Origin of the sequence: Mycoplana sp. MJR14 (assembly GCF_029210525.1) — a bacterium.
Classification (GTDB): domain Bacteria; phylum Pseudomonadota; class Alphaproteobacteria; order Rhizobiales; family Rhizobiaceae; genus Mycoplana.
In genome coordinates, this window is record NZ_JARGEO010000005.1 from 76,915 (window position 1) to 90,658 (window position 13,744).

At 66.4% G+C, this 13,744-nt stretch carries 12 protein-coding genes; 8 read left to right on the forward strand and 4 right to left on the reverse strand.

Going from position 1 to position 13,744, the window contains the following annotated elements:
- Positions 1 to 69 precede the first annotated feature (69 nt).
- The 8 genes from P0086_RS13715 (at position 70) to P0086_RS13750 (ending at position 10,181) form a co-directional block, all read left to right on the forward strand.
- Positions 70 to 861: an ABC transporter ATP-binding protein gene (locus tag P0086_RS13715; RefSeq protein WP_112593870.1), complete on the forward strand. Its 792-nt coding sequence runs from the start codon at positions 70 to 72 to the stop codon at positions 859 to 861.
- A gap of 234 nt (positions 862 to 1,095) precedes the next feature.
- Entirely contained in the window at positions 1,096 to 1,431 is a 336-nt protein-coding gene (locus P0086_RS13720; protein WP_112593869.1) for a hypothetical protein, read from the forward strand.
- A gap of 2 nt (positions 1,432 to 1,433) precedes the next feature.
- Complete coding sequence (locus P0086_RS13725; protein WP_275786361.1) at positions 1,434 to 2,318, forward strand: ABC transporter permease; 885 nt, start codon at positions 1,434 to 1,436, stop codon at positions 2,316 to 2,318.
- On the forward strand, positions 2,315 to 3,184 hold the full coding sequence (locus P0086_RS13730) for an ABC transporter permease (RefSeq protein ID WP_275786363.1): 870 nt from the start codon (positions 2,315 to 2,317) through the stop codon (positions 3,182 to 3,184). The genes P0086_RS13725 and P0086_RS13730 overlap by 4 nt, the downstream gene beginning before the upstream one ends.
- Positions 3,185 to 3,209: 25 nt before the next feature.
- On the forward strand, positions 3,210 to 4,202 hold the full coding sequence (locus tag P0086_RS13735) for an ABC transporter substrate-binding protein (RefSeq protein ID WP_148149736.1): 993 nt from the start codon (positions 3,210 to 3,212) through the stop codon (positions 4,200 to 4,202).
- Positions 4,203 to 4,544: 342 nt separating this feature from the next.
- Entirely contained in the window at positions 4,545 to 5,747 is a 1,203-nt protein-coding gene (locus P0086_RS13740; protein ID WP_275786366.1) for an efflux RND transporter periplasmic adaptor subunit, read from the forward strand.
- Positions 5,748 to 5,972: 225 nt separating this feature from the next.
- Positions 5,973 to 9,284 carry an efflux RND transporter permease subunit gene (locus P0086_RS13745; protein ID WP_275786369.1) on the forward strand — a complete coding sequence of 1,104 codons (3,312 nt, stop codon included), beginning with the start codon at positions 5,973 to 5,975 and terminating at the stop codon, positions 9,282 to 9,284.
- 225 nt (positions 9,285 to 9,509) lie between these two features.
- Positions 9,510 to 10,181 carry a cyclic nucleotide-binding domain-containing protein gene (locus P0086_RS13750; RefSeq protein WP_275786372.1) on the forward strand — a complete coding sequence of 224 codons (672 nt, stop codon included), beginning with the start codon at positions 9,510 to 9,512 and terminating at the stop codon, positions 10,179 to 10,181.
- On the opposite strand, the gene P0086_RS13755 is transcribed toward P0086_RS13750, so the two are convergent.
- From P0086_RS13755 to P0086_RS13770, 4 genes are all read right to left on the reverse strand, one after another.
- Entirely contained in the window at positions 10,150 to 10,488 is a 339-nt protein-coding gene (locus P0086_RS13755) for a transposase (RefSeq protein WP_275786375.1), read from the reverse strand. The genes P0086_RS13750 and P0086_RS13755 overlap by 32 nt on opposite strands.
- Positions 10,489 to 11,037: 549 nt before the next feature.
- Positions 11,038 to 11,835 carry a diguanylate cyclase gene (locus P0086_RS13760; RefSeq protein WP_112593863.1) on the reverse strand — a complete coding sequence of 266 codons (798 nt, stop codon included), beginning with the start codon at positions 11,833 to 11,835 and terminating at the stop codon, positions 11,038 to 11,040.
- Positions 11,836 to 11,963: 128 nt separating this feature from the next.
- Positions 11,964 to 12,350 carry a hypothetical protein gene (locus tag P0086_RS13765; protein ID WP_275786379.1) on the reverse strand — a complete coding sequence of 129 codons (387 nt, stop codon included), beginning with the start codon at positions 12,348 to 12,350 and terminating at the stop codon, positions 11,964 to 11,966.
- 347 nt (positions 12,351 to 12,697) lie between these two features.
- Positions 12,698 to 13,669: a D-glycerate dehydrogenase gene (locus P0086_RS13770; RefSeq protein ID WP_275786381.1), complete on the reverse strand. Its 972-nt coding sequence runs from the start codon at positions 13,667 to 13,669 to the stop codon at positions 12,698 to 12,700.
- Positions 13,670 to 13,744 lie beyond the last annotated feature (75 nt).

Here is a 13,744-nt window from a genome sequence, read left to right on the forward strand (position 1 = left end):
ACAATGCCGATTGCAATGCGCCCGACAGGCATGCAGTCTGGTTCCGCCAGCGCTACCGAGGGCCTGAAAATGGACAGCCGCACTGCCGCCTCCGTCGTCTGCGCGCAAGATCTCGGCCTGACCTTCGGGACGGCCGATGGGCCCGTCGTCGCATTGACGGGCGTGGACCTGACGGTCGACAAGGGCGACTTCGTTTCCTTCATCGGCCCGTCCGGCTGCGGCAAGACGACGTTCCTGCGGGTGATCGCCGATCTGGAAAAGCCGACCGCGGGCACGATCACCGTCAACGGCATGACGCCGGAAGAGGCGCGCCACAAGCGCGCCTACGGCTATGTCTTCCAGGCGGCTGCGCTCTATCCCTGGCGCACCATCGAGAACAACATCGCCCTGCCGCTGGAGATCATGGGCTATTCGAAGGCCGAGCAGAAGGAGCGGATCGCCCGCACGCTGGAGCTGGTCAATCTCGAGGGCTTCGGCAAGAAATATCCTTGGCAGCTCTCCGGCGGCATGCAGCAGCGCGCCTCGATTGCGCGTGCGCTCGCCTTCGACGCCGACCTGCTGCTGATGGACGAACCCTTCGGCGCATTGGACGAAATCGTCCGCGACCACCTGAACGAGGCGCTGCTGAAGCTCTGGGCGCGCACCGACAAGACCATCTGTTTCGTCACCCACTCGATCCCCGAGGCGGTCTACCTCTCCACGAAGATCGTCGTCATGAGCCCCCGCCCCGGCCGCGTCACCGACATCATCGAATCGACCCTGCCCAGGGAGCGCCCGCTCGACATCCGCGAGACCCCCGAATTCCTCGAAATCGCCCATCGCGTCCGCGAGGGCCTGCGCGCGGGGCACAGCTATGACTAAATCGGAAGCACGGTCTCTTGTCCGGCGTGATACCCCCCTCTGTCACTTCGTGACATCTCCCCCTCAAGGGAGGAGATCGGTCCGCCCTGCCCCCCGCGGCAAGCGGGCCGGCTGTGCGGTTGCACCTTGCTTTTCCGGATTGGCAGGACGGCGCCGTTTGCCGATCTCTCCCCTTGAGGGGGAGATGCCCGGCAGGGCAGAGGGGGGTGCAGGCATTCAGGAGGATTGGGCCCGATGAACCTCCCGTTCCTCCTCTGGCTCGCCGGTTCCATGGCCGTGTTCCTGTCGGCGGCGACGGCGTCGCGGGCCTATGTGTCGAGCAACAACCTCGCGCTCCTCCTCTTCTCGCTGTTTCTCTACTGCGTCGGCAACCTGATGATGGTGCGGCTGATGCGCGAGGGCGGGCTCGGGCTTGCCATCTCGGCCTCGGCCATCGCCCAGCTGCTGCTCGTCAACGTCATCGCCTTCGCCGTCTTCGACGAGCGGCTGTCGAACACCCAGCTCGCCGGGGTCGGTCTCGGCGTGGTCGCCATGGGGCTGATGCTGTTGCCCCTGGGAGAGCGGAGCTGACGATGGACAAGGAGAACTTCATCCTCGACCGCCTCCTGCCCGTCGCCACGGTCGTGCTGGCGCTGGTGGCGCTCTGGTACGTCGCCGCCTTTTTCCTCAACGCCCCCTTCGAGCGCGACACCGCGGCCCGCAACGGCACGACGATCACCCTCTCCGAGCTTCTGCCGAAGACCATGGCGCAGGAGCGTCCGGTGCTGCCCGCCCCCCACCAGGTCGCAGCCGAGCTGTGGGACACCACCGTCAACAAGGCGGTCACCTCCAGGCGCAGCCTCGTCTACCACGCCTGGGTGACGCTCTCGGCCACCCTGCTCGGCTTCGCCATGGGCACCGTGCTCGGCATCCTGCTCGCCATCGGCATCGTCCACAACCGGGCGATGGACCGCTCGCTGATGCCCTGGGTGATCGCCAGCCAGACGATCCCCATCCTCGCCATCGCCCCGATGATCATCGTCGTGCTGAACGCGGTCGGCCTCTCCGGCCTTCTGCCGAAGGCGCTGATCTCCACCTATCTCAGCTTCTTCCCCGTCGTCGTCGGCATGGTGAAGGGCCTGCGCAGCCCCGAGCAGATCCAGCTCGACCTGATGCACACCTACAACGCCTCCTCGTCCCAGACCTTCTGGAAGCTGCGCTGGCCGTCCTCCATGCCCTATCTCTTCACCTCGCTGAAGGTCGCAGTCGCGATCTCGCTCGTCGGCGCTATCGTCGGCGAATTGCCGACCGGCGCGGTGGCCGGGCTCGGCGCCCGCCTGCTCGCCGGCTCCTACTACGGCCAGACGGTGCAGATCTGGGCGGCCCTGTTCATGGCGGCCGCGGTTGCGGCCTTGCTGGTGATCATCGTCGGCATCGCGCATGCCGCCGTCCTCAGACGGATGGGAGCGCGCGCATGAACGCAACCCCGCTGCTTGCCGCCATCGTCTTCTGGCTCGCCGCCTGGGCGCTCAACGAATGGCTCGTGCGCCAGCATTTCCAGAATCCGCTGGCCCGGCGGATCGCAGGCGTGGCGGTGCCCCTTCTCTTCGGCATCACGCTGCTGGTGTTGTGGGAAGGCATCGTGCGCGGCTTCAACGTCCCCTCCGTGCTGCTGCCGCCGCCGAGCGCGATCTGGCAGCGGCTCGTCACCTCGCTGCCGACGCTCTGGGCGGACTTCCGCCAGACCTTCCTGAAATCGGTGATCACCGGCTACGCGCTCGGCTGCGGCCTCGGCTTCATCGTCGCGATCCTGATCGACCGTTCGCCGTTCCTGCAGAAGGGGCTTCTGCCACTCGGCAATTTCGTCTCGGCCCTGCCGGTGATCGGCGTGGCGCCGATCATGGTCATGTGGTTCGGCTTCGACTGGCAGTCGAAGGTCGCCGTCGTCGTCATCATGACCTTCTTCCCCATGCTGGTGAACACGGTCGCAGGCCTCGCCGCCGCCAGCCACGTGGAACGCGACCTGATGCGGACCTATGCGGCCAGCTGGTGGCAGACGCTCGTCAAGCTTCGCCTGCCGGCCGCCTGGCCGTTCATCTTCAACGCGCTGAAGATCAATTCCACCCTGGCGCTGATCGGCGCCATCGTCGCCGAATTCTTCGGCACGCCCATCGTCGGCATGGGATTCCGGATTTCCACCGAGGTGGGCCGCATGAACGTCGACATGGTCTGGGCCGAGATCGCGGTCGCGGCACTCGCCGGGTCGATCTTCTACGGTGTGGTGGCGCTGGTCGAGCGCACCGTCACCTTCTGGCATCCGTCTGTCCGCGGTGGACAGGCGTAACAACGCAAAAAATGAGGGAACCGCTATGAAAAAGACGATCGCATCGCTTCTGATGGCAAGCGCCTTCTCGCTTGCCGCCTTCCAGGCAAACGCCGCCGACAAGGTGACGCTGCAACTGAAATGGGTCACCCAGGCCCAGTTCGCCGGCTACTACGTCGCCAAGGACAAGGGCTTCTACGAGGAGGAAGGCCTCGACGTCGAGATCAAGCCGGGCGGCCCGGACATCGCGCCGGCCCAGGTGATCGCCGGCGGCGGCGCCGACGTGATCGTCGACTGGATGCCGTCTGCGCTCGCCACCCGCGAAAAGGGCGTGCCGCTCATCAACATCGCCCAGCCGTTCAAGTCCTCGGGCATGATGCTGACCTGCCTGAAGGAAAGCGGCGTCAAGGGACCGGAGGATTTCAAGGGCAAGACGCTCGGCGTCTGGTTCTTCGGCAACGAGTATCCGTTCCTGTCCTGGATGGCGCACCTGAAGATCCCGACGGACGGCGGCCCGGAGGGCGTCACCGTGCTGAAGCAGGGCTTCAACGTCGACCCGCTGCTGCAGAAGCAGGCGGCCTGCATCTCGACGATGACCTACAACGAGTACTGGCAGGTGATCGATGCCGGCATCAAGCCGGAGGACCTCGTCACCTTCAAGTACGAGGACCAGGGCGTGGCGACGCTCGAGGACGGCCTCTACGTGCTCGAGGACAAGCTGAAGGATCCGGACTTCAAGGCGAAGATGGTCAAGTTCGTCCGCGCCTCGATGAAGGGCTGGAAATATGCCGAGGAGAACCCGGACGAGGCAGCCGACATCGTGCTCGAGAACGATTCGACCGGCGCGCAGACCGAGGCCCACCAGAAGCGCATGATGGGCGAGGTCGCCAAGCTGACCGCCGGTTCCAACGGCGCGCTCGACGAGGCCGACTACAAGCGCACCGTCGCCTCGCTGCTGTCCGGCGGCTCGGATCCGGTGATCTCCAGGGAGCCGGAAGGGGCCTGGACCCACGAGGTCACCGACTCGGCCCTCAAATAGGACGTCGCCGATTTTCGGCCGGAAAGGGCGCACGGAGCGATCTCCGTGCGCTTTTTCCATGGTTCCTTCCGTATTTTTCACTCCGTTCGCCTAATGCGCGTCAAAATGGCGGACGATCGCCTGTTGCACGGGAACAACGCCAATTGTAAATAGTGAGGCACCATTTTGTGTGCAGCTTGTAAGCGCGTGGGCGCCCCATTACATAGAGCGCGCGGTTTGGAGCGGCCAAAGGGCCGAGGAAAGCGTCATGCGACGTATCCGGCCAGCCGGGAGGAGATGCGCCGGGACCAGGGGCCCGTTGGCGCGGATTGTTGAATTCACTGCTATCTTGAAGGTCCGCCCATGGCGCTTGGATTGAAGTACGTGCTCTGCCTTTCCGTCGCGATAGCGTCGGCGACGGGCCTTGCCTCCCTCGCCCGCGCCGCCGATGCGGCGCCGGCGACCGAAGAGGCGCAGAGCCTTCCCGCCATCGTCGTCACGGCTGCGCAAAAGCGCGCCATCGTCGATCGCGTCATCGCCACCGGAACGATCCAGCCGGTCGAGGAAGTCTACGTCGCCCCGCTCGTCGACGGCCTGTCCATCCGTTCCCTCGGCGCCGACGTCGCCGACCGGGTGAAGGAAGGCGACACGCTCGCGACGCTGAACGACGACGCGCTGGTGCTGGAGAACAGCCGGCTGGCGGCAATGCGGGCGAAGGCGGAGGCTTCCGTCGCGCAGATGCAGGCGCAGCTCGTCGAGGCGAAGGCCAATGCCGAGGAAGCGGACAAGGCCCGCACCCGCGCCGAGACGCTGGTGAAGACCGGCGCCACCTCGCAGGCGACCCACGACCAGGCCACGGCCGCCGCCCAGGCGGCGCATTCGCGCGTCAGTTCCGCCGAACAGGCGATCTCGGTGGCGCAGGCGGAAATCCGGGTGATGGACGCCCAGATCGCCGACATCGACCTCAAGCTCGCGCGCACCGCGGTCAAGGCGCCGGTGTCCGGCGTCGTATCGGCGCGCACGGCCAAGATCGGCGCGATCGCGATGGGCGGCAGCACGCAGCCGCTGTTCTCCATCATCCGCAACGGCGAGATCGAATTGAAGGCCGACGTGTCCGAGGCCAACATCATGAAGCTGCAGGTGGGACAGGAAGCGACGATTTCGCTTGCCGGCGGCAGCGAGCGCCTGACCGGCCGCATCCGCCTGGTCGAGCCGACGCTGAGCAACGATACGCGCCTCGGCCGGGTCTACATCAAGATCGACGAGCCGGAGAAGGCGCGCGTCGGCATGTTCGCGAGCGCCGAGATCACGGCGCGCAAGAAGGAAGGCCTCGTCCTGCCGCTCTCGGCCATCACCACCTCCCGCGAGGGCACCGTCGCCCGCAAGGTCGAAGACGGCGTCGTCAAGCTGGTGAAGGTCACGACCGGCATCCAGGACGGGCAGGTGATCGAGATCACGAGCGGCCTTGCCGAAGGCGACGAGGTCGTCGCCAAGGCGGGCGCCTATGTCCGCGACGGCGACAGGATCCGGCCGGTGCGCGCCGACCAGTCGCAGGCCGCGAACTGATTGCGGCGACCAGCGACGGGGGCCGGTTCCGCATCGGCGGGATGGCCCGCCGCGATTGCCGCGGTGGATTTCGCAGGGCAGGACGTGTGGTATTGTATCGTCGGGACAACCGGCGATGCGAGCGGAAAATGGGAACGCCGGCACCGCGGGTGCTGACCGATGCGCAAAGATCGAGCCTGGCGGGTGCGTCGATCGCCGTGCGCTGTGCATGAGGACAACTGGGACATGAACTTTTCTGCTTGGTCCATTCGCAACCCGATTGCGCCGTTGCTGGCCTTCTTCCTGCTGATCGTCGTCGGCATGCAGTCGTTCTATTCGCTGCCGATCACGCGCTTCCCGAACATCGACGTCCCGCTGATTTCCGTGACCGTGACCCAGAGCGGCGCGGCGCCGGCCGAGCTCGAACTGCAGGTGACCAAGGAGATCGAGGATTCGGTCGCCGGCATCGCCGGCGTCGACCACATCCTGTCGACGGTGACCGACGGCAGCTCCGTGACCAGCGTCATCTTCGAGATCGAGGTGCCCACCAACCAGGCGCTGCAGGACGTCAAGGACGCCGTCGACCGGATCCGCAACGACCTGCCGGCGTCCGTCGAGGAACCGATCGTCACCAAGGTCGACGTCGAGGGCCAGGCGATCCAGACCTTCGCCGTCTCCTCCCCGAACATGACGCTGGAAGAGCTGTCGTGGTTCGTCGACGACACCGTCAAGCGCGCCCTGCAGGGCCAGCCGGGCGTCGGCAAGGTCGACCGCTTCGGCGGCGCCGACCGCGAGGTGCACGTCGACCTCAACGCCGACAAGCTGGAGTCCTTCGGCATTTCTGCCGCCGACGTGAACCAGCAGCTGCGCAGCATCAACGCCGACGTCGGCTCCGGCCGCGGCCAGATCGCCGGCGCCGAGCAGGCGATCCGCGTGCTCGGTGACGCACGCTCGGTGGAAAGGCTCGCCGCCACGGTGATCGCGCTGCCGAACGGCCGCTTCGTCCGCCTCGCCGAACTCGGCCGCATCACCGACACCTACGAGGAACCGCGCTCCTTCTCGCGCTTCAACGGCAACCCGGTCGTCACCTTCGCCGTCTTCCGCTCCAAGGGCGCAAGCGAGGTGACGGTGGCTGAATCGGTCGAAAAGGCGCTCGCCACCGTGCGCGAGAAGAACCCGGACGTCGCGATCAGCCTGGTCGACGACGCCGTCTACTTCACCTACGGCAACTACGAGGCGGCGCTGCACACCCTCTTCGAGGGCGCGATCCTGGCGGTCATCGTCGTGCTGCTGTTCCTGCGCAACTGGCGCGCGACGCTGATTTCCGCGGTCGCCCTGCCGCTCTCGGCGATCCCGACCTTCTACGTCATGGACCTGCTGGGCTTCTCCTTGAACCTCGTCAGCTTCCTGGCGATGACGCTCGCCACCGGTATCCTCGTCGACGACGCGATCGTCGAGATCGAGAACATTGCCCGCCACATCAAGATGGGCAAGACGCCGTACCGGGCGGCGATCGAGGCCGCCGACGAGATCGGCCTTGCGGTGATCGCCACCACCTTCACCATCATCGCCGTCTTCGTGCCGGTCTCCTTCATGCCCGGCATCCCCGGCCAGTACTTCATCCAGTTCGGCCTGACGGTCGCCGTCGCCGTGTTCTTCTCCTTGATGGTGGCCCGCCTCATCACCCCGGTGATGGCCGCCTACCTGATGCGGGCCAGCGACGCCGACGGCCACGGCGAGGAGAAGGATGGCGCCTTCATGCGCGGTTATACCGCGATCGTCCGCACCACGACGGGCCACTGGTACAGCCGCTACGCCACCCTCGTCGCCGCAGTGGCCTTCCTCGTCGGCTCGATGTGGCTTCTGCAACAGGTTCCGGGCAGCTTCATGCCGCCGGAGGATGCCTCGCGCGTCATTCTTTCGATCGAGCTGCCGCCCGATGCGATGCTGGAGGATACCGACCGGACGACGAGCCAGATCTACGACCGCCTGAAGGACATCGACGGCGTCAGCAACGTCTTCGTGCTCGGCGGTTCCTCGCCGAAGGGCGACCTCGAGCTCAGGCGCGCCGGCATTACCGTCATGCTGGAAAAGCGCGACCACTCGCTTGTCAACAAGATCGTCAACGACGTGATGGGTGGCCTGCCGGTGATCGGCCAGTACCTGCCGAAGCTGCCGCCGGCCGGCCGCACGACCCCGCAGTGGGACATCGAGCGCGAGATCTTCGCCGCCGTCCGCGACATTCCCGACGTCCGCATCATCAAGCTGAACGACCGCTACGAGCGCGACCTGTCCTTCAACCTGCTTTCCAACAACGAGGCGGACCTGGACAACACCGTCGCCGTTCTGGAAGCGAAGCTGCGCGCCGACCCGGTACTCGCCAATGTCAGCCCGGACGGCTCGCTTCCGCGCCCGGAACTGCAGATCCGCCCCCGCGACGACCAGATGGCAAGGCTCGGCATCACCACCGCCCAGATCTCCGAAGTCATCCGCGTCGCCACGATCGGCGACATCGACGCCCAGCTCAGCAAGATGTCGCTGGACGACCGCCTCATCCCGATCCGCGTCCAGCTCGACCGGGATTTCCGCGGCGATCTCGGCGCGATCCGCAACCTGAAGATCAGGACCGCCAAGGGCGAGTTCGTGCCGTTGTCCTCGGTCGCCGACATCGATTATTCGGAGGGCCCGAGCTCGATCAAGCGCTACGACCGCAACCGCGTCGTCGCACTCGGCTCCGACCTGAAGCCGGGCGTGGCCCTCGATACGGCCACCGCGCGCTTCAAGGAGATCGCCGAAAGCATCGACATGCCCGACACCGTCCAGTTCCTGGAGAGCGGCGACGCCGAGGTACAGGCGGAGATGGTGCAGAGCTTCGGCAACGCCATGCTGCTGGGGCTGTTGCTGGTGCTGACGGTGCTGATCCTCCTCTTCAAGGACGTCATCCAGCCCTTCACCATCCTGTTCTCGCTGCCGCTTGCGATCGGCGGCGTGGCCGCCGGCCTGATCCTGACGCAGAACGCGCTCTCCATGCCGGTCCTGATCGGCATCCTGATGCTGATGGGCATCGTGACGAAGAACGCGATCCTGCTCGTCGACTTCGCCATCGAGATGATGCACCGGGGCATGGAGCGCACACAGGCGATGGTGGAGGCGGGCCGCAAGCGCGCCCGTCCGATCATCATGACCTCGATCGCCATGTCGGCGGGCATGCTGCCGTCGGCGCTCGGCGTCGGCGAAGGCGGCACGTTCCGCGCGCCGATGGCGATCGCCGTGATCGGCGGCATCATCGTCTCGACCGTGCTGTCGCTCGTCGTCGTGCCCTCGTTCTTCCTGATCATGGACGACCTGTCGCGGCTCTTGGCGCGCATCTTCGGCCGCCTGGTCGGCAAGAAGGACGAAGAGACGCCGCCGCTGGACAACGAGGCGCTGACCGAGGCTGCCAACGAGGCCGCGCGCAACGTCGAGGCGCTGGACGACCGCGTCTCCGCGCTGGAGAAGCGCGAACTCGGAAAAAAGCCGCTCAGCGTCGTGCATCATTCGGCCCTGGCAGCCGAGTGACCGGCAGCAAACTGTGAGACACGAGAGCCGGGGCAACGCCCCGGCTTTTTCGCTTCACGGCACCCGCAACGGCTGTGCTGCGAGTTGACCGAAATCAACGTGCGGTCCCTGTTTTCCCTCTAGTCTTTCGTCACTGCCGGGCCTGCGATCCCTGTCTTCCGGGGGAGGCACTTGCGCCCGGAACGATGTCGGGAAGGAGTGGGCGCGAGAGCCATGAACAGGATGATGAGACCCAACGCCTGGGAGCGTGAAACCCTGATGTCCCTGCCGCTGTTGTCCAGGCTCGGACCGGAGAGCATGTCGGCGATGTTGGATCTCGCGACCGTCAGGACCATCGGTCCGCGGCAGACCCTGTTCCGCGAGGGCGAACCGGCCGACACGCTCTACTGCGTTCTCGGCGGTTACGTGCGGACGTTCCACCTGTCCCCGCAGGGCCGGGAGGTGGACCTCCTCATTCACGAGCCCGGCGACCTCGTCGGCGCGAGCGTCTGCCTGCACGGGCAGAACTACTGCGCCAGCGCGCAGGCCACCGACGCCGTCAAGATCGCCCTCTTCCCGCTGCAGCGCGTGCGCGACCTCGCCGCCGCCAAGCCCGACCTCGCCCTGACACTGGCGGATGTGCTTGCCGGACAGTTCGCCGGCAGCCTGTCGACGATTGCCGACGACCGCCTGCACACCGCCCCCCAGCGCGTCGCCCAGTATCTGCGCAAGCAGTGCCCGAGCGGAGCGCGCAATGTCAGCTTCCGCCTGCCCTACCAGAAGAACCTGCTCGCCGGGCAGCTGGGGCTCGCCCCCGAGGCGCTGTCGCGCGCCTTCTCCCACCTGCGCCGCCACGGCGTCAGCGTGCGCGGCCGGCTGGTGCAGGTCACCGATCCGGAAGAGCTTCAGTCGGTCTAGGCTGCCGCACGAATTTGAGCCGGTATCTTGCAGTGGCAAGGTGGACCATACCGAGGAAGCTGTTGGCGATGTGATCATAGCGGGCGGCGATGGCCCGGTTGGTCTTGAGATGGCCGAACATGCGCGCGATGCGGTTGCTGGGCGGCACATCGCGCCAGGGCGCGCCACGGCGCAGTCGCCAGAGTATGCCGTTTGCGTCCGAGCAGTTCTGCTCGGGACGCCCGCCTCGACCACGGTTTTCCGATTCGATCGGCAACAGTCCCTTCAAGGCACGCCATTCCGCTTCAAGCAGATCGCCCCTGCTCAAGCCTGCCTCCAAGAGGCAGCCTTGAATCAACTCTGCGAGGCGACGTCAATCATGGTGAGTCCAATAGCGCAGTTCTGCTCCATGACCCACCGCTCCCATGATATGTTTCCGCTTCCAACACAAAGTTCTGACCGCAGTCCTGACATCGAAATCGATACAGAACGAGGTCGTCGAGTGGACCTGTCTAAGAAAGTTCGCTGAACGCCAGAGTGCCCTTCGTGGGACCGGCGTCGATCTCTTCGATGTATCCATCGGACAGAGCTTGTCGGACCACACCAATAGCCCGAAAAAGCTCGCCTCGCGTCCTGAAGAGCACATGTTGGTCCAGATTTTCACAACGAGAGCAGCTCATATCAAACGCAAATAGCAGATTTGCGAGCTACCGCCAATTTGCCCACACCGCATGGGTTGCCGCGCGAAAGAAGGCAGTGGTCTTGCGATGGTGGTTTCCGACAAAGCGCGGTCCCGAAGCGCCGGCAGCGAACAGGCACACTCGTCCGGCCGCACCGAGAGGTCTCCCGGACCCGGCCGGATTGAGCCGACTTGTGGTCAGCACATCGGCTTTGCGTGCGTGTCGAAGGCGTAGACGGCCCGCGTGCTGGCCGTGTCGCGGGCATGCTGCAGCGCCCGGCGGGCGCCCTCCATCGTCACCGAGGTGGGCGCGTTCGGCACGATCCGGGCGACCCCGGCCGACAGCACCACCGCCACCGCTCCCGACGGGGTGGCGACGGGGCGCGCGGTGACGGAGCGGCGCACCTCCTCCACCAGCAGGATGCAGTCTTCCGGGCTCTGGCTTTCCAGCATCACGATGAATTCGCCGTCCGCGGACCGTCCGACCTGATGGGGCGCATGGAAGGTGCGCGAGAGTTCCTCGGCGACGAGCCGCAGGATCCGGTTGGCCGCGTCCGTGCCGTGGCGGCTTGCCAGAAAGGCGAAATGCGCCACGCCGAACAGGACCACGAAGCCGGGCACGACGGCCGCCTCGAGCGTGTCCGCGATCGCCTCCGGCTTCATGACGCCGGACATCGGGTCCATCAGGCCGGCGCGGTCGAACCGGGCGCGCAGGTGCATGAGCGCGCTGAAGCCCAGCCCGCCGAGAGCCGCCAGCAAAGCGGCGACGCTTGCGGCCATCAGCAGCGAGGACGCCGGCCCCTGGGTGCCGGGGCCGGGTTCCGGCAGCGGCAGCAGCCTGATCGGCGCGTGCAGCGCCGCCAGCACCAGATGCAGGCCGGTTGCGAGTGCTGCCGCGATCAGGAAGCCATAGGGCAGGATCGTCGCGAGCTCGGCCTTTGCCGCAGCGTGATGACCGCTCCGCAGACCTCCCGATGTTGACGCGTCCCGAAACATTACATTCTCCGCACTCGCATGCGACGAACATAATCGGGTGATTTTCACATCCGGCTAATCCGATCGCTAAAAGTCGATGCAATCCCGGCGCCTGTGCCAGGACAGGACCAGCGGTCGGATTTGGCGGTTCAATAGGCCCGCGGCGGCACGAACAGGCAGATCGTCCGACCGCTTTCACCGCCTGCGACGGAACACCAGTGGAACTCGCCATCGGGGGACGGGCGCACGCGCGTGTCCTGGTAGGGCACGACCTCTCCGGTGACATTGATGACGAAGCCTTCCGGCCGCTCGCTGATCGCCTTGGTCGCGACCGGGCGGCAATCGTTCATGGAGCAGCAGGAAAAGGGATAGCTCCAGCCGCTCGGCGCGTCGTGCCCGCTGGCCGGCACGGCGAACCCGGCCCAGATCGCGAGCTGGCAGGCGACACCGAGGGCCGGCAGGACAGGCCGCCGGATGGCGCTTACGCGGCGGGAATGCGGATGCGATCTTCCGTCATGCAATGTGGGATGGGGCATACGTTTCTCCAGTTCGGGATCGGCGCTATCGCTTGACCCGCCTCGGAGCGTTCTTCCCTGTTTGGCGCGCGTCCAGCCCCGGACGCGGAGCGGCGCCGCGTGAACTGCCGGCACCGGTTCAAGTACCGCCCTGTCCAGCCCCTACCAACCCGCGGACACGGCAGCCTGCCTTGTGAAGGGATCGTGTCGCGATTCCGGCTGCAGCGCAAGATTGGGCGCGCCCTCTCCTGGATGCGGCCGGATACATCTGTCGACAGGTGCTGCATTTCTGCCATGGTCTGACCGCGACACCGGAAGGGAAGGACAGCCGTCGATTGAAACGCGATCCGTGCGCCCGCCGGCGGCGCTCAGGCCACCCGGTCGGGCGGCTCGCGCCCATCGAAGAAGGCGGTGATGTTGTCGACCACCTTCATGCCCATGGCGATGCGCGTTTCCGCGGTCGCACTTCCGAGGTGCGGCAGGAGGACGACGTTCTCCATCGCCCGCAGCGCCTCCGGCACATGCGGCTCGGCGGCATAGACATCGAGGCCGGCCCCGGCGATGCGCCGCTCGGCAAGGGCGCGCACCAGCGCCGCCTCGTCGACGACGTCGCCGCGGGCGGTGTTGATGAGATAGGCGGAAGGCTTCATGGCCGCGAGCCGCCCGGCGTCGATCAGGCCGGCATTCTCGCCGCCGCCCGGGCAATGCAGGGACACGAAATCCGACACCGCCAGCACCTCCTCGACGGTATCGAACTGCCGCGCGCCGTAGCGCGCCGCTTCCGCCGGATCGATGCGCGAGCGGTTGTGGAACACGACGTCCATGTCGAAGCCGAAGTGGCAGCGCTTGGCCATCGCCTTGCCGATCCGGCCGAAACCGATGATGCCGAGCGTCTTGCCGCTCACCCTGGTGCCGATCATGTGGGTCGGCCGCCAGCCGCTCCAGCCGCCGGCGCGCAGTTCCCTTTCGCCCTCGCCCGCCCTGCGGGCGACCTGCAGGAGCAGCGTCATCGCGATATCGGCCGTGCAGTCGGTCAGAACACCGGGCGTATTCGTGACGACGATGCCGCGGGCGGCCGCGGCGCCGACGTCGATGTGATTGTAGCCGACGCCGTAGTTGCCGATGATCCTGGCCGAAAGCCTCTCGCGCTCGAACAGGGCCGCCGGGAGCCGGTCGGAGACCGTGGGCAGCACCGCATCGTAGCGTCCCAGCGCGTCTGCCAGCGCCGCCTGGTCCATCGGCCGGTCGCCGGCGTTGAACGTCGCCTCGAACCGCTCCGAAAGGACGGCCTCCACCGCCTCGGGCCACCGCCGCGTGACCAGGATGCGTGCCTTCTTCATGCGCTCCTCCGTTTGGTTGCGTCCACCAGACATGAAAAGAGCCCGGACGCAAGCGCCGGGCCCAGTTTTCAGCCG